Source organism: Propionibacterium acidifaciens DSM 21887 (genome assembly GCF_000426605.1).
Classification (GTDB): Bacteria; Actinomycetota; Actinomycetes; order Propionibacteriales; family Propionibacteriaceae; genus Propionibacterium; species Propionibacterium acidifaciens.
In genome coordinates this window covers 40,591-59,143 of sequence record NZ_AUFR01000015.1, presented here as the reverse complement: position 1 = coordinate 59,143, position 18,553 = coordinate 40,591, and the positions used below count along the sequence as shown (strand labels likewise).

16 protein-coding genes and 1 pseudogene are annotated in these 18,553 nt (G+C 66.1%); 6 read left to right on the top strand and 11 right to left on the bottom strand.

Annotation, left to right across the window (positions count from 1 at the left end; translation table 11 throughout):
- Positions 1 to 11 precede the first annotated feature (11 nt).
- From K336_RS0106935 to K336_RS18545, 7 genes and pseudogenes are all read right to left on the bottom strand, one after another.
- On the bottom strand, positions 12 to 899 hold the full coding sequence (locus K336_RS0106935) for a UbiA prenyltransferase family protein (RefSeq protein ID WP_028706628.1): 888 nt from the start codon (positions 897 to 899) through the stop codon (positions 12 to 14).
- Positions 896 to 1,654 carry an HAD hydrolase-like protein gene (locus tag K336_RS0106930; RefSeq protein ID WP_162142575.1) on the bottom strand — a complete coding sequence of 253 codons (759 nt, stop codon included), beginning with the start codon at positions 1,652 to 1,654 and terminating at the stop codon, positions 896 to 898. Before K336_RS0106930 ends, K336_RS0106935 begins: the two co-directional genes overlap by 4 nt.
- Positions 1,644 to 2,819: a polyprenyl synthetase family protein gene (locus tag K336_RS17660; protein WP_081660653.1), complete on the bottom strand. Its 1,176-nt coding sequence runs from the start codon at positions 2,817 to 2,819 to the stop codon at positions 1,644 to 1,646. The genes K336_RS0106930 and K336_RS17660 overlap by 11 nt, the downstream gene beginning before the upstream one ends.
- Positions 2,812 to 4,797, bottom strand: coding sequence for an asparagine synthase (glutamine-hydrolyzing) (gene asnB, locus K336_RS17655; RefSeq protein ID WP_081660652.1), 1,986 nt, complete (start codon positions 4,795 to 4,797; stop codon positions 2,812 to 2,814). The genes K336_RS17660 and asnB overlap by 8 nt, the downstream gene beginning before the upstream one ends.
- Positions 4,798 to 4,830: 33 nt before the next feature.
- Positions 4,831 to 5,595, bottom strand: a complete 765-nt coding sequence (locus K336_RS17650) for an amino acid kinase family protein (protein WP_081660651.1) — start codon at positions 5,593 to 5,595, stop codon at positions 4,831 to 4,833.
- A 40-nt stretch (positions 5,596 to 5,635) separates the two neighbouring features.
- Complete coding sequence (locus K336_RS0106920) at positions 5,636 to 6,352, bottom strand: (5-formylfuran-3-yl)methyl phosphate synthase (protein ID WP_028706625.1); 717 nt, start codon at positions 6,350 to 6,352, stop codon at positions 5,636 to 5,638.
- 131 nt (positions 6,353 to 6,483) lie between these two features.
- Positions 6,484 to 6,678: pseudogene (locus K336_RS18545) on the bottom strand (ISL3 family transposase); the annotation flags it as partial.
- Positions 6,679 to 6,911: 233 nt separating this feature from the next.
- Between K336_RS18545 and K336_RS0106915 the strand changes: the two are divergent.
- From K336_RS0106915 to K336_RS0106890, 6 genes are all read left to right on the top strand, one after another.
- Complete coding sequence (locus K336_RS0106915; protein WP_155945018.1) at positions 6,912 to 7,247, top strand: hypothetical protein; 336 nt, start codon at positions 6,912 to 6,914, stop codon at positions 7,245 to 7,247.
- 323 nt (positions 7,248 to 7,570) lie between these two features.
- The gene (ettA, locus tag K336_RS0106910; RefSeq protein ID WP_028706623.1) at positions 7,571 to 9,253 is read left to right on the top strand and encodes an energy-dependent translational throttle protein EttA; all 1,683 of its coding nucleotides are present in this window, start codon (positions 7,571 to 7,573) and stop codon (positions 9,251 to 9,253) included.
- Between the two features lie 349 nt (positions 9,254 to 9,602).
- The gene (gene acnA, locus K336_RS0106905) at positions 9,603 to 12,275 is read left to right on the top strand and encodes an aconitate hydratase AcnA (protein WP_028706622.1); all 2,673 of its coding nucleotides are present in this window, start codon (positions 9,603 to 9,605) and stop codon (positions 12,273 to 12,275) included.
- Positions 12,276 to 12,554: 279 nt separating this feature from the next.
- A complete protein-coding gene (locus tag K336_RS0106900; RefSeq protein WP_162142574.1) occupies positions 12,555 to 13,097 on the top strand; it encodes a DUF3060 domain-containing protein in 543 nt (180 codons plus the stop codon).
- A 77-nt stretch (positions 13,098 to 13,174) separates the two neighbouring features.
- Positions 13,175 to 13,894 carry a response regulator transcription factor gene (locus K336_RS0106895; RefSeq protein WP_021796918.1) on the top strand — a complete coding sequence of 240 codons (720 nt, stop codon included), beginning with the start codon at positions 13,175 to 13,177 and terminating at the stop codon, positions 13,892 to 13,894.
- A complete protein-coding gene (locus tag K336_RS0106890) occupies positions 13,891 to 14,841 on the top strand; it encodes a sensor histidine kinase (RefSeq protein ID WP_211223463.1) in 951 nt (316 codons plus the stop codon). The genes K336_RS0106895 and K336_RS0106890 overlap by 4 nt, the downstream gene beginning before the upstream one ends.
- 68 nt (positions 14,842 to 14,909) lie before the next feature.
- Here the strand turns inward: K336_RS0106890 and K336_RS15105 are convergent, their stop codons facing one another.
- The 4 genes from K336_RS15105 to K336_RS0106870 are packed head-to-tail and all read right to left on the bottom strand — an operon-like array spanning position 14,910 to position 18,547.
- Positions 14,910 to 15,548 carry a TlpA family protein disulfide reductase gene (locus tag K336_RS15105; protein ID WP_028706619.1) on the bottom strand — a complete coding sequence of 213 codons (639 nt, stop codon included), beginning with the start codon at positions 15,546 to 15,548 and terminating at the stop codon, positions 14,910 to 14,912.
- Positions 15,541 to 16,398, bottom strand: a complete 858-nt coding sequence (gene ccsB, locus K336_RS0106880; RefSeq protein WP_028706618.1) for a c-type cytochrome biogenesis protein CcsB — start codon at positions 16,396 to 16,398, stop codon at positions 15,541 to 15,543. The genes K336_RS15105 and ccsB overlap by 8 nt, the downstream gene beginning before the upstream one ends.
- Positions 16,391 to 17,824: a cytochrome c biogenesis protein ResB gene (locus K336_RS15100; protein WP_021797968.1), complete on the bottom strand. Its 1,434-nt coding sequence runs from the start codon at positions 17,822 to 17,824 to the stop codon at positions 16,391 to 16,393. Before K336_RS15100 ends, ccsB begins: the two co-directional genes overlap by 8 nt.
- A gap of 18 nt (positions 17,825 to 17,842) precedes the next feature.
- Positions 17,843 to 18,547, bottom strand: coding sequence for a cytochrome c biogenesis CcdA family protein (locus tag K336_RS0106870; protein WP_021797979.1), 705 nt, complete (start codon positions 18,545 to 18,547; stop codon positions 17,843 to 17,845).
- Between the last annotated feature and the right edge of the window lie 6 nt (positions 18,548 to 18,553).

The window sequence follows — 18,553 nt, the reverse complement described above, 5'->3', positions numbered from 1 at the left end:
AGTGCTACGAATTACCCCACGACGAGTTGCACTACCAGCGCACCGAGGGCGATGACTGCCTGTAAAATGACGAACCTGTGAGACAGTGTCAGCTGCGAATCAGATTTCAAGTACCGATCAACGAACAGCCAAGAATACGGTGTCCAAGCGGCCAAGAAGAGCCAGCCCTGTGGCTCTGCCAGCACGTTGGAGACCAAAGCCATCAGGTAGGTCACCGAAGTGATCGCGATTATCGCCCTTGCGATCCAATGGACTACTTGGGTCGAATGAGTGTTTGCGATGGTCTTCACCTGCGCTTTGAGGTCTCCTTCGGTGTCGCGGACGTCCCATAGCAACTCTGAAAGGTAGTCAAACCCGAAGGTAACCACGATCATGGCCAACAACTGAGGCCACTGCGGCAAACTTCCCACGTAGACGTGGGGAGTGACTAGCAGAGGGACCGACCAACATAATGCAGCGAAGACGTTCTTAATGTATCGATATTGCTTGATCCGCGACAGACCTGGCCGGGTGCTCCAAGGCATCGGCATACTGTAGAGATTAATCAAGATATTGATCGTAAAGGAGTAGACAAAGAAACCCCATCCGGCTCGCAGCGCAAGACCGATGCCCAGCACGCTGGCTCCGATACAAATCGACACCGCCACTCGCTGACTGGCGAAGAAGTGGCCTTTGGCATCGTAGTTGACGGCGTCCTCATCACGGTCGGTGATTTGGTTGAAGACATAGCTGGCAACCACGGACGCGGTAATCATGATGTAGTATTGCCAATCGAGCGATAGATGCATGGACTGGTTCCAAAAGGCGGTCAGAATGACCGGCAGGAAGAAGAGGTGGAAGCGGTTTGTCAACAGTATCCCGCTTACGGCCCGCAACTGGTCTCCGAGAATGGTAATCATTCGAATCCCCTGATGATATCCAGTGCTTGGTCGAGGCGAGAAACGTTGGGTAGATCGCATGAGGCGGTTCCGGGTGTCCCGGTGATCAACACTCGGCAGCCGGCGCGCTTGGCCAGTTCGGCATCTTGGGTGAGCGAGTCGCCGATGACCACGGCAGTATCAAGTTCGTTCCCGCGCAGACCCAAGTATTCGGTGATCACGTAGGGATCCGGCTTGCCGACCAAGGTCGCCTCACGATCAGCAGCCAGTTCGACTTGGTGTACGGTTATTCCAGGGCCTGCGTGGACTCCCGAGGCATCGGCGAAAGCGGTGTCCCTGCAGGTGGCAAAGATGAGTCGTGGTGGACGGCGCCGCACACAATCCAATGTTTCCTCGGTGAGGTCGGGATCGCGAGTGACCAGAAGCACCTCTGACGCGCCGACCTCCGTGACCCGCAGGCCGCAAACCAAGCGTTCTAATTCGGCACGAAGTACGTCAGAGCCGATCACCGCCACCTCGTCCACACCGAGGGATGACAACCGATATGCAGCAACCATCGCCATCGTGATTACCTCGGACATACAAACCTTGACGCCGTGTGCCAGCAACTCGCTAGTCAGGTCAGCGGCAGTGACGCTGCTAGAGTTAGTGATGATATGCACTAGGTAGCCGGCGTCACGCAAGCCGACGATGAAATCGCCCGGCGACGAGGCGTCGTAGCGTTGCCGACCAAGTAGGACTCCGTGGACGTCGACGACCGCATGTCTACTCACCACTGGCCTCCGTATCCACCGCAGTTGATCGTCCACTGGCAAGCGGTCGGTGCCAGTATTCGTCGGAGATCGCGTATCTGCTCAGTTCGGTGACCTCCGCTAACACATCGGGCCCAACCGTGCCCAGGGAACCGACGGTAGACACGCCCGCCGAGATGAGTTCCTCGACCTTGAGCTGGGTCACCCGACGAGCGCCTGTGCGGTCGATAAGTGCGGAGAACTCGTCGACGCTGTAGTCCTGCTCGCGATTGAACCAAGCGCTGAGTGTGGCACGATCTTGAGCATCGGCCAACTCATTGGCTAGGCTCAGTAGGTAGGTTGGCTTCAAGGCGACTAGATCAACTCCAATGCCACGCCCAAGACCCTTCTCGCTGTTGCCGACAGTATCTTCTAGGTCATCCTTAAGTTGATAGGCAACCGCTAAGTTGCCCGCCCACGAGACCAGCGCGTTGGTAATGGACGCGTCAGCGCCTGCGGCGACTGCGCCCGCGCGAGCGCAGACCTCGAACAGCCGCCCAGTTTTCAGCCAGACGTTTTGCAGACATGCCTCAGAAGATGGCAGTCGTGAACCCTCGTGGTAGACGTCGAGCAGCTGCCCCACGTTGTCCCACAGATCATGCTCCTCAAGCATCATTAGGATCTTTAAGACACGAGCGCCATCCAGTGTTGTGGCGGAGACCGCCCGATTTGCCAGGGCTCGACAGATCTTGCCGTAGGCGAAAGCGGCAATGACACCGCTACGGGCGCCGTGGCTGGCGAAAGGCCTCGGATCGCAGGCGCCTGCCGTCTCGCTTTCAAAAAGGCTGGCAAGGTGCACATGACTTGTCGGTAACCCACGCCGCATAACATCCCCGTCGTAGATGTCGTCGTGCACCAGCGTGTGGTGATGATAAAGTTGAAGAGCGGCCGCAACCGGCAGTACTGCATCCACATCCGTGCGGCCCGCCGCCCGATAGCTCAGAATGACCGTTAGCCCGTGGAACCGTTTACCAACCACGTAGAGGTAGTGTTCAAGCCAATGGTAGATGGCGCCGATAAAGGGGTCGTCTGCTGCCGGTCCGTGGTGGGTTAACCAGTCGATCTGTGCAGCGATGGTGCGATCGATCTCGGTTCGATTCTCTTCGAGGCGCGCTGCTGCCGCGTTTGCTTGATCGATTGAGTCAAACATGGTTTTCTCCCATTGGCAACTCTGACTGGTTGGACTCCAAACTGATCGGTTGCTCGAAGAAAGTGTAATGCCAAAGCTGGGTGGTGGCGACCAAGGTCACCAACAATCCCTGTCGCAATCTCACCAAGCGTCGTCGTCCCCGGGAGCCGGACGGGAGAGGATCATCTAATTGACCCAGGGCAGTGGCAACCTGCTTGACATCAAAGTAGCCGAAGTCGTCAATGGTTTGCGGGGCCATTAGGTAGCGGTAGAGTTCGGGTGATTTCGGTGAGATAAAGGGATTTACAAACGGCATGGTAAATCGCTTCTTCGCGCGCCACGCTACTTCCGGGCCCACGTGGTGCTGGGCCGTGAGCCTGAGCAGCACTTTATTTCGGCCTTGGCTGATCTTGGCATGGTCACCCAACAGTGCCGCAAATTCGACCACCTCTCGATCGAGAAAAGGGTACCGTCCCTCAACCGAGGCGCCCGCAAGTACCCGGTCGCCGTGCGGCCCAAGAAGGTAGTTTCCCAGCATGACTTCATAAGATACCGCTAAGGAAGCGTTTAGATGGGACGTTCGGGTGGACAGGCTCCGGTCAAATTCCACCGTGGCGAGCGGAGCATCGGCCTTGAGTAGCGCCCCGGCAGGGCCGACGAGGACCGGGGCGAAAACCTCGCGGTAGAACTCCCACTCGACCGCTTGGGCTGGGATGAAACCGAAGGCATCACGGATCCGACCCAGACGACTGTCGTCCGGGGCTAAGCATTGCGAGGCAAGTCGGCTGTGAAGCAACTGACGGACCAAGGCTCTGATTGGCGATGGCGAATCCCAGATCCACCTGAGTTGTTGGCTCTGTTCGAAGGCCTGGTAACCTGCAAAGGCCTCGTCGGCTCCTTCTCCGGTCAGAACCACCTTACTCAGACCGCTGGCCCGGCGAGCAAGCGTGTGCAGGGCTGCAGACTCGGTTGACAGGGTTGGGGTTTCCAAGTGCCACATCAATGAGGAGAACACGTTGGCGATATCAACGTCAGTCATCACCTCAGTGACCAAGTCGACGTCCAGATGATTAGCAACCTCCGCTGCCAAGCTGGTCTCATCGAACTTGGAAGCAGTAGAGCCCGCAGAAAGTGCGATGAGCCGACCTGGAACATGTCGCCTCGCGAGCGATGTGACCAGAGCAGAGTCCACTCCGCCGCTGAGGTAGGTGACCGGTGGGTACTCACCCTGAATACAACGCCTGACCGCTCTAACCAACAGGTTATTAAGTTCCTCACGGGCCGCCTCCAAATCGAGTCGGCGACCGACATGAGTCTCAGGATAGTACAACCGCCAGTAACGTGTAAGTGTGAGCGACCCGGTCGAGTCGATCACAAGTTGGTGCCCGGCTGGCAACGCGTTGACCCCGGCGAACATAGTGTGTGGCGCGACAGTCGTGCCGAAATAGCAGAGCTGGGCCATCCCCTCTGGATCGGGCCGGGGGTTGAGCACAGTCGCAGCAAAAAGGGCCTTAGCTTCGGATGCGAAACTCAAGGTGATGCCGTTCCAAGTCCAGACCAGAGGGCAAATCCCAAACCGGTCGCGGACTAGAACCAACTTTTTGCTGCGCCGGTCATATAAGGCTATCGCGAACTGCCCCTCCAAGTGCTTGGCGAAGGAAACTCCGAACTCTTCGTAAGCATGGGCGATTACCTCCCCGTCGCAGTGTGAGGCGAGGTGGTGTCCCGACGCGTGAAGCCGCGATGATAGCTCACGATGATTGGTTATCTCGCCGTTGAAGACCACCAAGATCGATCCTGACTCATCGTTAAACGGTTGGCCGCCAAAGGGCACGTCAACGATCGCTAACCGAGCGCTACCAAGTACCGCTCCGTCGCTTCGATTTATGGTCTGCGCGTCAGGACCTCGATGAATTACCATGCCCAACATGCGAGTCGCCAGAAATTCGTCTTTGGCGCCGACACCCTCCGGTCGAAATATTCCTACGATACCGCACATGCCATATCCTTGGCTTAACCGAATATCCTTGGCTTAACTGAAAAGCTCGGTACCCTGAAATGGTCGTCCCGCGAGGGCCTCGCCCAAGTTCTGAGGTGACCGACCATCCACGATCAAAGTCTTGATTCCGGCAGAGGCAGCTCGGGCGGCGGCGTGGAGCTTCGCTGCGATGCCCCCTGTGCAGTCGTCAGCCATGTCAGTTATCCCAGATAACCGCACTAGATCGGTGACGTTGATCGACTCGTGGATTCGGTGATTGGGGGTCGTGTCGTCGTAGACTCCTGAGGCATTGACAGCAAATACAACAGTGCTGGCCTGCAGAGCGAGTGCGGCACCCACCACGATGTCATCGGAGGATAAAACCTCGTACCCGGTGTCAGTGACAACAAATCCGCCACCAACCACTGGGGTGTGACCTCGCATGATGAGCAGTTCCAACTGACGAGTCATTTCGGTATTCGGTGCGCGAGACCACTCCAGCAGTGAGATCCGGAAAGGATTTAGACCATAAAGCTCAAGCTGCCGGTAGACAGCTAACTCCAGTTCTAAGAGTAACTGGTTGACATGCGAGACCACTCTTCCCATATCATCGGACAGCATGCAATCAAGATACCCAAACTCGATTGCCGCCGGTTTGCCGAATGATCCAGTGCCGTGGGCGACGAATACAGGGCGGTCGTGGGGTAACTGAGCGCAGAGTTCAGCTAGGCGCTCCTCAAGTAGGACCGCCGAGCCATCGATCATACGAGATATCAAGCTGCCTCCTAGCTTGACCGCAATTGTCGAGCGCGAAATCATGGCTGCCTAGCTGGATCACGCTGACTTTGGTTCCAGAGGATCAGCATGTAGAAGCCACAGTCATGAACTCGCGGGCCTTCTCACGGTCGATGGTCGTCTTGCGGTCGAGTCCTCCGCAGACAGCGCCACGAACCCCCACGATGTCGGTGCCGATGGACGCCAACTGGTCGAGGTGCTGCTGCCTAATCGACCCTGCCAGTGCGACCGTCAAATCATTTTCGTGGGCTGCCGAAACGAACTCGCCGAGCTCCGCCAGATCGCAGGAGTCAAACAGAGTCTTGCCATCTTTGAAAAGGGTATCCATCATGACTAAATCAGTTTTGGCCTTGGTTGCGATCTCAACCAACTGCAGTGGGTTGAGACCATTGAAACGCCGGTAATCTGCGTAACCCGCGGTGACCACCAAGATCTCGTTATCGTTGACCCCCTTGGCGGCGCGATCCACAGCTGTCATCAACTGCACGCCCTCGTCGACCGTCGCGGGTCCATGGAGGCCAGCCTTGACGTAGGTGACACCGCAAGTCACCGCACCGCGAGCGGCCAGCGCTGCAGTGCCGGGCTTAAAGGGCAAATCTCCCAGTGTAGCACTGAAAGTCACTTCGGGATCACCGACGCGTTCGATGACTTCGCGGATCACCCACGGAAAGCTCGCGCCAAGTGACCCCTCGGCAGTATTCTTGATGTCGATAATGTCAGCGCCGCACTCGTAAGCGATAACTGCTTCGTCAGCGTCGACAGGACTGATGAGTATCCGCATTTAAGATCTCCTAGGGGTGTCGATGATAATGTGGTAATACTTATCGCAACTCTGCGAAAAGCTACCATTAATGTTTATGATAGCAGCGGTCTGACTGTGTACAACAAGGGGATGCACTGATTCGTGGCTCTTCACATTTGGGGGTGTAATCGGGGTTTGAATCTGCTAGCTTTGAGCAGGCTGCAGGTGGTATCTTGAATAAGATTGCGGAGCTCCAAGGCGATGCCTCGTAGGTGTTCTAGTCGTCCGTTGACGGCCTCGGTGGGACCGTTGGAGGTGCCGAGGCGCTCGAAGCAGACCAGGATGTCGGCCCGGCGTCTGGCCAGGGCGGTGACCTCGGTCAGCACGGTGGGGGGCTGCCTGGCTGATGGAGTCGATGAGGCTGGTCATGACCTAGCGGCTCCGGCGCCGGTCGGGGTGGCGGTAGATGCTGATCGTCTTCTGTTGGACAGCTCAGATGGCCTCGACCTCGACGTGCTCGTCGCGACGGCGGTTCCGGCGGGCGATCGGCCCCCTCGGGACGGGAGAGGCCCTGCTGCTCGTGTGTCGCGGCGCATTCGTGCTCGCGCTTGCGGGGCTCATCGGGGCCAGCTTGGCCGTCATCGCCAAGTCGGTGTCCGTCGCGGTCATCATCCTCGCGCTGTGTTTCGGACTGGGCCAGATGCTCGCCATCATGGTCCCGGCGCTGTTCAGCGGCGGTCAGTTCGCCCTCATCGCACCCGACTGGGTGAACGCGATCCTGCCCAGCGCGGTCCTCACCCGGTTGCTGGGCGGTGACTTCGCCTCGGGCACGGGTCTGCTCGACGCCCTACCGCTCACCGTCCTGTTGGCCCTGGCATGGTGCCTGCCCTTCGTCCTGTGGGGGCATCACACATTCGTGCGATCCAGCCTCTGACCAACCAGGGCCGTGGTTTCGGAAGTGGGTTGCGCGAGGAGCGACGAGCCGGAGTCCGAGCCCGCCCTGAGCGGGTGAGCCGGGTGCGACCGGTTCTGCGACGGCCTGCTGCGCTGGCATACTTGGTCGAGTTGCACCGGCATCACCCGATGCCCTCGCAGGCGCCGCGGCCCCGGTCGTCCCCGTCACGGGGCGCCGGTGGACGGCCCGCCGTGCGGCACGGCGGGCCGGTGCCAGGCCCGGTTCGCCGGACAGCAGGCAGTCGACCGCACCGGTCCTCGGCGAGCGGTCACCACACAGACGCGAAGGAAGACCACGCCCTCATGGCTGAATTCATCTACCAGATGCACGACGTGCGCAAGACCGTCGGCGAGAAGCTCATCCTCGACAACGTCACGCTGTCCTTCTTCCCGGATGCGAAGATCGGCGTCGTGGGCCCCAACGGCGCCGGCAAGTCGACCCTCCTCAAGGTGATGGCCGGCCTCGAGCCCATCAACAACGGCGAGGCCTTCCTGGCCAAGGGCGCCACGGTGGGTCTGCTCCAGCAGGAGCCCCCGCTCACCGAGGGCAGGACCGTCCTCGAGAACGTCCAGGAGGCCGTCGCCGACGTCAAGGGCATGCTCGACCGCTACAACGAGATCAGCGCCGCGCTGGCCGATCCCGACGCCGACTACGACGCCCTGCTCACCGAGCTGGGCGAGCTGCAGGAGGCCCTCGACCACCGCAACGCCTGGGACGTGGACTCCCAGCTCGAGCAGGCGATGGACGCCCTCCAGTGCCCGCCCCCCGACACGCCCGTCGACGTCCTGTCCGGCGGCGAGCGGCGCCGCGTCGCCCTGTGCAAACTGCTCCTCGAGCAGCCCGACCTGCTGCTGCTCGACGAGCCCACGAACCACCTCGACGCCGAATCCGTCAACTGGCTCGAGGGCCACCTGAAGAACTACCCGGGCGCCGTCCTGTGCGTGACGCACGACCGGTACTTCCTCGACAACGTCGTGGGCTGGATCTGCGAGGTCGACCGCGGCCGCCTCTACCCCTACGAGGGCAACTACTCGACCTACCTCGAGACCAAGCGCAAGCGCCTGCAGATCGAGGGTCAGAAGGACGCCAAGCGCGCCAAGATCCTCGAGAAGGAGCTCGAGTGGGTGCGCTCCAGCCCGAAGGCCCGCCAGGCCAAGAACAAGGCCCGCCTGGCCCGCTACGAGGAGCTCGCGGCCGAGGCCGAGCGCTTCCGCAAGATCGACACCGGCGAGATCAACATCCCGCCGGGCAAGCGCCTCGGCGCCGAGGTGCTCCGGGCCGTCGACCTGCACAAGGGCTTCGACGACCGTCTGCTCTTCAACGGCCTCGACTTCACCCTGCCACGCGCCGGCATCGTCGGCATCATCGGGCCCAACGGCGTCGGCAAGTCGACCCTGTTCAAGATGATCGTCGGTCAGGAGAGCCCCGACTCCGGCGAGCTGACGGTCGGCCAGACGGTCGAGATCAGCTACGTCGACCAGGGCCGCGCCGGCATCGACCCCGACCGGACCGTGTGGGAGGTCGTCTCCGACGGCCTCGACCACATCAGGGTCGGCGCCTTCGAGATGCCCAGCCGCGCCTACGTCGCCTCCTTCGGCTTCAAGGGCCCCGACCAGCAGAAGCCCGCCGGGGTGCTGTCCGGCGGCGAGCGCAACCGACTCAACCTGGCGCTCACGCTCAAGCAGGGCGGCAACCTGCTGCTGCTCGACGAGCCCACCAACGACCTCGACGTCGAGACCCTTCAGAGCCTCGAGGACGCCCTGCTGGAGTTCCCCGGCTGCGCCGTCGTCATCAGCCACGACCGCTGGTTCCTCGACCGCATCGCCACGCACATCCTCGCCTTCGAGGGCGACGAGGACAACGACCCGAAGTGGTTCTGGTTCGAGGGCAACTTCGCCGACTACGAGAAGAACAAGATCGCTCGGCTCGGCGAGGAGGCCGCCCGGCCCCATGCCAGCCGTCACCGCCGCCTCACCCGCGGCTGAGCTCACCGGCGCCGTCCTCCCGGCGCACCGCGCGGGCCGGCCCCTCGAGGCCGGCCCGCGTTCCGGTCCGGGGCCCAATCCCCCGCGGGCCGGGGCGATTGCTCCAACGTCACACCGTACTTCCCGGCGATGCCGCCCATCCCCCGCGGGTCGGGGCGGTTGCGGACCGATGGCGTCCGCCGCGGGCACGACGGACCCGGTCTCCGCTCCACGGTGTTATCTTGATGCCGAGATGAATGGCCGGGGCGTCGTCCCGCGACCCCCGTGCCCACACATCCCGTCCACATCCCGCGGGGCGCCCGCATCGTGCGGCCCTCCGCAGTCGACACCAGATGCCCGGGAAGAGTCAATGAGTCTGAACAGTTTCGATGCCCGCCACGATCTCGTGGTGGGGGACACCAGCTACGAGGTCTTCCGCGTGAACGCGGTCCCCGGCCACGAGCACCTGCCCTACAGCCTGAAGGTCCTGCTGGAGAACCTGCTGCGCACCGAGGACGGCGTCACGGTGAGCGCCGACGACATCAGGGCCCTGGCCGCCTGGCGGCCCGACGACCAGCCGCACCACGAGATCCAGTACTCGCCGGCCCGCGTCATCATGCAGGACTTCACCGGCGTGCCGTGCATCGTCGACCTCGCCACCATGCGCGAGGCGATGTCCGCACTCGGCGGCGACCCGGCCCGCATCAACCCGCTCAGCACCTCGCAGATGGTCATCGACCACTCGGTCATCGCCGAGCACTTCGGCACCCCGCAGGCCCTGCGGCAGAACACCGACATCGAGTACGGCCGCAACCGGGAGCGCTACCAGTTCCTGCGCTGGGGCCAGGGCGCCTTCGACAACTTCACCGTCGTTCCCCCGGGCACCGGCATCGTCCACCAGGTCAACATCGAGCACCTGGCCCGGGTCGCCTTCACCCGCGAGGTGGACGGCGTCCTGCAGGCCTACCCCGACACCTGCGTCGGCACCGACTCGCACACCACCATGGTCAACGGCCTCGGCGTCATCGGTTGGGGCGTCGGCGGCATCGAGGCCGAGTGCGCCATGCTCGGCCAGCCCGTCTCGATGCTCATCCCGCGCGTCGTCGGCTTCAGACTGAGCGGCGAACTGCCGACCGGCGCCACGGCGACCGACCTCGTGCTCACCATCACCCAGATGCTCCGCGAGCACGGCGTCGTCGGCAAGTTCGTCGAGTTCTTCGGCGAGGGCGTCGCCCGGGTGCCGCTCGCCAACCGAGCCACGATCGGCAACATGAGCCCCGAGTACGGCTCGACCATCGCCGTCTTCCCGATCGACGAGGCCACCCTCGACTATCTGCGCCTGACCGGCCGCGACGAGCAGCAGGTCGCCCTCGTCGAGGCCTACGCCAAGCTGCAGGGCCTGTGGCACGACCCGTCCCGCGAGGCCGAGTACTCCGAATACCTCGAGCTCGACCTGTCGAGCGTCCGCCCCTCGATCGCCGGCCCCAAGCGCCCCCAGGACCGCATCGGCCTCGACGAGGCACAGCGGGTCTTCCGCCGTGATGTCGCGGACCACGTGAGCGAGGCCACCCGGCCCCTCGAGACCGAGATCGACGGCCGGCCGGTGCGCCTCGACAACGGCGCCATCGGCGTGGCGGCCATCACGAGCTGCACCAACACCTCGAACCCCTCGGTCATGATCGCCGCCGGCCTGCTCGCCAAGAGGGCCGTCGAGAAGGGCCTGCGCCGCAAGCCCTGGGTCAAGACGACCCTCGCGCCCGGCTCCCAGGTGGTCACCGACTACCTCACCAAGGCCGGCCTCATCGAGCCCCTGGCCGCCCTCGACTTCGACGTCGTCGGCTACGGCTGCACCACCTGCATCGGCAACTCCGGCCCGGTCCTCCCGCAGGTCAGCACCGCCGCCAACGACAACGGCCTGGCCATCACCTCGGTGCTCTCGGGCAACCGGAACTTCGAGGGCCGCATCAACCCCGACGTCACGATGAACTACCTGGCCAGCCCGCCGCTCGTCGTCGCCTACGCGCTCGTCGGCACGATGGACGCCGACCTCACGAGGGAGCCGCTGGGCATCGGCGCCGACGGCGAGCCCGTCCGCCTGGCCGACATCTGGCCGAGCGAGGACGAGATCGAGCAGGTCGTGAGCAGCTGCATCGACCCCGAGATGTACCGGGCCGACTACGCCGACGTCTTCGCCGGCGACGAGCGCTGGCGCAGCCTCGCCACGCCCACCGGCGATCTCTTCGCCTGGGACCCGGACTCCACCTACGTGCGCCGCCCCCCGTACTTCGAGGGCATGCCCGCCGAGCCCGAACCGGTCGAGGACATCACGGACGCCCGCGCGCTCCTCAAACTCGGCGACTCCGTGACCACCGACCACATCAGCCCCGCCGGCGCCATCAGGTCGGACACCCCGGCCGGCCAGTACCTGCTCGAGCACGGCGTGGCACCGCTCGACTTCAACTCGTACGGCTCGCGCCGCGGCAACCACGAGGTCATGATGCGCGGCACCTTCGCCAACATCCGCCTGCGCAACCAGCTCGCGCCCGGCACCGAGGGCGGTTTCACGAGGGACTTCGCCAGGCCGGAGGCGCCGGTCACGACCGTCTACGAGGCCTCGCTCGACTACCGGGCGGCGGGCGTCCCGCTCATCGTGCTGGCCGGCAAGGAGTACGGCTCGGGCAGCTCGCGCGACTGGGCCGCCAAGGGCACGCTCCTGCTCGGCGTGCGGGCCGTCATCGCCGAGAGCTTCGAGCGCATCCACCGCTCGAACCTCATCGGCATGGGCGTCCTGCCGCTCCAGTTCCCCGCCGGCAGCAGCGCCGACTCGCTCGGTCTCACCGGCGAGGAGACCTTCGCGATCAGGGGCGTCGAGGGGCTCAACGACGGCTCGGTCCCGGAGACGATGACGGTCGTCGCCGCCGGACCCGACGGCTCCGAGGTGAGCTTCGACGCCGTCGTGCGCATCGACACTCCCGGCGAGCGCAACTACTACGTCAACGGCGGCATCATGCAGTTCGTGCTGCGCAACCTCGCGCGCGACTGACCCGTCGGCGCCCGGCGCATCCGGGGCCGAGCCGGGACCCCGACGACGACATCGGAAAGGTTGACACGGCGCCCGGCGCATCCGGAGCCGAGCCCCATGTCGCCGGACTGCGACATCGCCGCGACAGCCCTGCGGCATCGTGTCCGTAGGCTCGACTCAGACGGGATGAACGGGAACGGGCGGACGCTCCCCGGGCCCACTCATCCGGTCCCGCCCAGAAGAGAGATCACCGCCCCGGCGCCGCAGAACCGCGGGCGGGCCGACGAAAGGACCATGATCATGCCCCCGATGAACCGCCGCGCGAAGTCCGTCCTCTCCCTCGCCGGCGTCGTGAGCGCCGCGCTGCTGGCCTGCGGCTGCTCGCTCAGCGTCGACGACTCCTCGTCGTCCGCCACGACCGCCTCGACGTCCCAGACCACTGCGAACGCCCCGGTGTCGTCGGCGTCCACGAGCCCGCGCGACACCACCGCGAGCGGGGCGCCCGGCCAGGACGCCGGCATCACCGACCCCGACTGGCTCGACGCCCTCTCGCGGGCCGAGCTCGAGATCTCGGCCGACGACGCCGACGACATCGTGGGCGACGACCAGCTCCTGCGGGTCGCCGTCGACTGCCCGGAGGTCGAGATCACCGGCAGCAACAACACCGTCGTCGCCCGGACGGCCCCCGAGGTGACGGTGACCGGCGCCAACAACACCGTCTACGTGATGGGCGTCATGGAGGTGACGATCAACGGCGCCGGCAACACCATCGTCTGGAGCGGGGACTCCGCCCCCGAGGTGGAGCAGGTCGGTACGGACAACGTCGTCCGCCGAGCCGGGTGAGAGCCGGCCCGGCGGACCGTCGGGGCGGGCCGCGGGGCACACGACGTCCCGCCGCCCGCCCGCCAGGAGGAGCAGCCATGAGCGATGACCAGTCCAGGCGGACGGTCCTGCTCGTCGACGACGAGCAGGCCATCACCGATGCCCTGGCCCCCTGCCTGCGCCGCTGCGGATTCGTCGTCCACGTCGCCCCGGACGGCGAACGGGCCCTTCTCGTGCACGACCGGGTCCGGCCCGACATCGTCGTGAGCGACGTTCTCATGCCCCGCATGGACGGCCGCGAGCTCGTGCGCCGCATCCGCGCCAGGGGAGGGTGGACGCCGATCATCCTGCTCACCCAGATCGACGTCTCCCACGAGTGCTCGGCGGCACTCGACGAGGGCGCCGACGACTACCTGTCGAAGCCCTTCGACCCGCAGGAGCTCGTCTCCCGCATCCGGGCCGTCCTGCGCCGGGCCTCGGGCGCCCCCAGACCGCTGTCGGCCGCCGACAGGGTGACCTGCGGCGAACTCGTCGTCGACCGCGTCGCCCGCAGGTTCTTCCTCGCCGGCCGCGAGCTGTCCCTGACCCCGAAGGCCGCCATGCTGCTCGACTACCTCGTGACGCACCCCGGGGAGCTCCACACCCGTGAGCGCCTGCTCGCGGCGCTGTGGGGCATCGACTTCGCCACCTCGACCCGGGCCGTCGACCACCGCATCCGCGAGATCCGCCGCGTGCTCGGCGACGACCCGCTGGCCCCGCGGTACGTCGAGACGGTGCCCTCGGTCGGCTACCGCTTCATCGGACGGTCCCGCGCGTGAGCCCCGATCCGCTGAGCCCCGGCCGGGGCGCCGGCCAGGAGAACGTCGGCCGCGGTCGCCGGGGCCTCGTCCTGCGGCTGGTGCCCGTGCTCGTCGCCGCGCCCGCCGCGCTCGGCTGGTGGCTGGCGGGGGAGCGGCGCGCACTGGTGCTGGCGGTCGGGCTGCCGGTCGTGCTGCTCGCCGCCGGCTCGGCGCTCAGCGCCGTGCTGCTCGCCGACCGCCTGCTGCGCGCCCGTTCCGCGACCCGCGCGGAACGGGCGCGTCGCGACGCCGAGGAGGCCGCCCGCCGTGCGCACCGCCAGTTCCTGCGACGTCTCGACCACGAGCTGAAGAACCCGCTGACGGCCATGCGCGCCGCCGCGAACAGTCTCGATGACGACGGGAGCAGGGCCATCATCGACGCCCAGTCCCTGCGCATGGGACGCCTGCTCAAGGACCTGCGCAGGCTCGCCGAGCTCGAGGTCGCGCCCCTCGAGGCGGAGCAGGTCGACCTGGTCGAGACCGCCCGCGACGCGGTGGCCGCCGTCGAGCAGGACCTGGTCGTCTCCGGGCAGGGGCGCTCCTTCGCGCTGAGCTTCCCCGAGGCGCCCTGGCCGCTGCCCCCCGTGCGCGGCGACGCCGACCTGCTCTACTCGGCGGTGCACAACATGGTGTCGAACGCAGCGAAGTACACCGGCCCGGATGCCCTCATCGAGGTGCGGGGCTCCCAGACCGGGGGATTCGTTGCGCTCGAGGTGGCCGACACCGGCATCGGCATCCCGGCCGAGGAGATCGACCAGGTGTGGGGCGAACTGAGCCGGGCGAGCAATGCGCAGGGCCGGCCCGGACAGGGTCTCGGGCTGGCCCTCGTCGCGACGATCGCCGCCCGCCACGGGGGCAGCTGCTCCCTCAGCTCGCGGCTCGGCGTCGGGACGAGCATCACGATGAGCCTGCCGGCCGACGGGTGAGTCCGCCGGCCGGCGGGATCCGGCGGGCGCCGCTGCTGCGGCGTCCCGGTCCCGTGCCGGCCCCGGGGTCAGCCCTGCCCGGTCACCTTGTTCACGTCGGCGATCATCTGGCTCGCGCTCAACGCGCCCGGATGGGCGATCTGCACGACGCCGTCGGCGTCGATGAACACATGGCTGGGAATGCCCATGACGCCGAACGAGGCGGCGATGCGCGAGCCCTCGTCGGGCACCTGGGTGTACGTCAGCCCGAGCGCGTCGACGTAGCGCTGCACGTCGGAGGAGTCCTCCGACAGGTACAGGCCGATGGCCTCCAGCCCGGCCTCCGCGCCGTGCTGGTAGGCCGCCTCGACGTCGGGCGCCTCGGAGCGGCAGGAGGCGCACCAGCTGGCCTCGAAGACGAGCCAGACCGGATGGCCGCGCAGGGCGCTGAGCGTCACGGTCCGCCCGTCGATCGTCGTCGCCGTGAAGTCCGGTGCCGTCTGGCCGGTCTCGACGAGCCGTCCGGTGCCGCCGCTCACCTGCACGGCGGTGATGGCGTCCTCCTGCGCGTCGCCGTGGTGGTTCACCAGCCACACGCCGGCGATGACGACGCCGGCCGTGACCGTCAGGACGAGCAGCGTGAACAGTGGGCTGCGCCGGAACCTCGTCCAGGCGGACCCCTCCGCCCCGGCCCCCGGTCCCGTGTCGCTGTCGTGACGGTCAGGCATAGGAGTGCAGACCTCCGAAGAAGAGATTGCCCAGGAACGTGAAGATCACCGCCGCGAAACCCAGGATGAGCAGCCACGCGGCCCGTTTGCCGCGCCAGTCGCCGACGACCCGCGCGTGCAGATAGGCGCCGTAGAACAGCCAGGTGACCAGCGACGCGGTCTCCTTCGGGTCCCAGCTCCAGTAGCGCCCCCAGGCCACGTTGGCCCAGATGGCGCCCAGGATGATCATGAGCGTGATGAGGGGGTACGCGATGACGACCGCGTGGTAGCCGAGCTCGTCCAGGCGCTCCTTGCCGGGCAGCCGGACGCGCCCCAGATGGCCGTGCAGCAGGTAGAGCACCGCGGCGGCGAACGAGACGGCGGCGGCGCCGTAGCCGAGGGAGGCCGTGATGACGTGCAGGGGCAGCAGGAAGCCGTTCTGCAGGGCCGGCATGAGTTCGGTGGCCTCGTCGTCGAGGGTCAGCGAGTACAGGCTCAGCGCCAGGCACACCGGCAGCACGGCGAGGGCCAGGACGCGCAGCCTCGTGCGCCACTCGACGACCACCATCGCCAGCATGATGCCCCAGGCGAACGAGACGGCGAACTCGTACTGGTTCGACAGCGGCGCCCGGTGCACGACGATCGTGCGCAGCACCAGGCAGGCCGTGAAGCAGAGGAGCGCGAGTTGGCTGAGCACGGTGGCGTAGTGCGCCAGGCCCCTGCTCCTCGGCCTCGCGAGCTCGGCTGCTCCCCCCCTCCCGCGGTGCGCGGTCGTGGTCGTACGGGCGGTCGCGACGACGATCTGGGCGATGAGCGCCAGGGCCACCGCGATCGTGCCCGCGACCAGGCAGTACCGGGAGATCTCAAGCATTGTCGGCGTCCTCCTCGACGGTGTCCCCAAGGCTCGCGGCCATGCGGTCAAGACGGTTCTCGAACGACGTGTCGTGGCGGTCCGGGCAGGCGAACCGCACGAGGGCGCCGCCGGAGGGGTCCTCGCTGATGCGCACCCAGACGCGGCGGTGACGGGCGAACATCGTCGTGCAGATACCGACCAGGAGCAGCCCCGAGCCGACCCACACCCAGGCGGCGCCCGGGTCCCGGGCCACGAGCAGCCCGGCGTAGGCCTTCTCGCGGTTGAAGGTGAACTTCAGCCCGCCGACCGTGCCCTGCGTGCCCTGCTGGACGGTCCCCGAGCCGCGCAGGGTCCGCTCGCCCTCGCCGTAGACCTCGATGCGCACCTGACCGGGCGCCAGCTCGGACGACGTCGCCCCCGAGGCCGCGGCCATCACGTAGACGTCGAGGTGCTGGTCCGGCAGCGTGACCATGCCGTAGGCGTTCTGCTCGTCGTCGGTGGTCCACTGCAGCGGGATCACCTGCGTGGTGATCCCGACGCCATCGGCGTCGGCGATCGTCACGTCGGCGGCCGTGCCGAAGGAGCTCTGGTTGAAGGACACCCCGTCGACGGTGAGCGGGTGGTTGACGCGCACCGACTGGCGGGCCACCTGCTGGTCGCCCCGGTAGACGGCCAGATCGCTGACGTAGTCCTTGGGGGAGCCGTCGTCGTAGTAGCTGTCCTCGAAGGAGATGAGCTCGGCCTGCAGGCCGGTGCCGTGGCCCACGTCGACGCGGCCCTCGAGCGGGATCGTCACGTTCTCGTCGTGGAATCCAGCCGCGCCGGTCAGGGTGAAGCCGACCAGGATGATGATGAAGGCCGCGTGGGCGAGCACAGTGCCGAAGGGCGCGAAGCGGAAGCGGTCGGCGTAGAGCTGGTCGGGGCGCTCCGGGTCGGTCACCACCCGGAAACGGGCCTTCGACAGCATCGACCGGACCCGGTCGTGGGCCTCGTCGACGCTCAGCGGGGTGACCGCCCGGGAGCGCGTGCGGGCGCGGGCGTAGAAGCCCTCGGTGACACGCGTCTTCGGGTGCACCGCATTGCGCCACAGCACGGGGATGCGGTGCACCGTGCAGGCGATGATCGACAGGGCCAGCAGCACGAGCACCGCGAGGTACAGCGGCGAGCTGAACATGTGGAAGAAGCCGATCGTGTCGAGCACGCTCGTCCAGCCGCCGTACTTCGTCCTCGCCTGCTCCAGCCAGGAGTTGTACATGTCGGCGTCGGCGCGCACCGTCGAGTCCGCCTGGTCGATGAGGATGCCGAGCAGGCTCAGGACGCCCATCGCCAGGATCAGGACCAGACCGACCTTCTTGTTGTGGAAGAAGCGGTAGATCGCCCCGAAGAAGTCGCCGATCCCGATCTGGGGCGCCTCCTCGTCGTACTCATCATTCGCTGTCGCCATTGTCTCCCCACCTCGTCATCAGGGGGCCAGGACCGGCAGGTAGCCGGCCAGACGCCCGAACAGGTTCGTGATGATCAGGAAACCCGTCACCGCCAGCAGCGCGCCGCAGACGCGCGAGACCGCCACGTGGTGGCGCCGGAGCCAGCCGAGCCGGTCGCACAGCTTCGAGGCCCCCGCGGCCACCAGGATGAAGGGTATCCCCAGCCCCAGGCAGTAGACGATCATGAGGAGGGCGCCGCGGCCCGCCGAGGAGCTCATCCGGGCGAGCCCGATGATGCCGCCCAGGACGGGGCCGATGCACGGCGTCCATCCCGCGCCGAAGCCGACGCCCAGCAGGAGCGAGGCGAGTCCGGGGCGGGACGACGAGCGCCCGGCGCGCAGCAGCGGCTGACTGCTCCGGTCCAGCGGACCCAGTGGGACGAGGCCGGCGACGTGCAGGCCCAGGAGGATGAGGATCGCCCCGCCGACGGTCCGCAGCACCGCCCGGTGGCCGGCCAGGAGCTCGCTCAGCGCCCCGAGGGACGCCCACAGCGCCATGAACACCGCCGAGAAGCCCAGGACGAAGAGCAGCGCTCCGGTCACCGCCCGCCGTCGCGAGCCCGTCGCGCCGTCGCGCCCCTGGGCCACGTAGCCGATGTAGACCGGCACGATGGGCAGGAAGCAGGGCGACGCGAACGAGACGATGCCCGCGAGCAGCGCGATGGGAAGGGTGACCGGTTCCATGGTTCC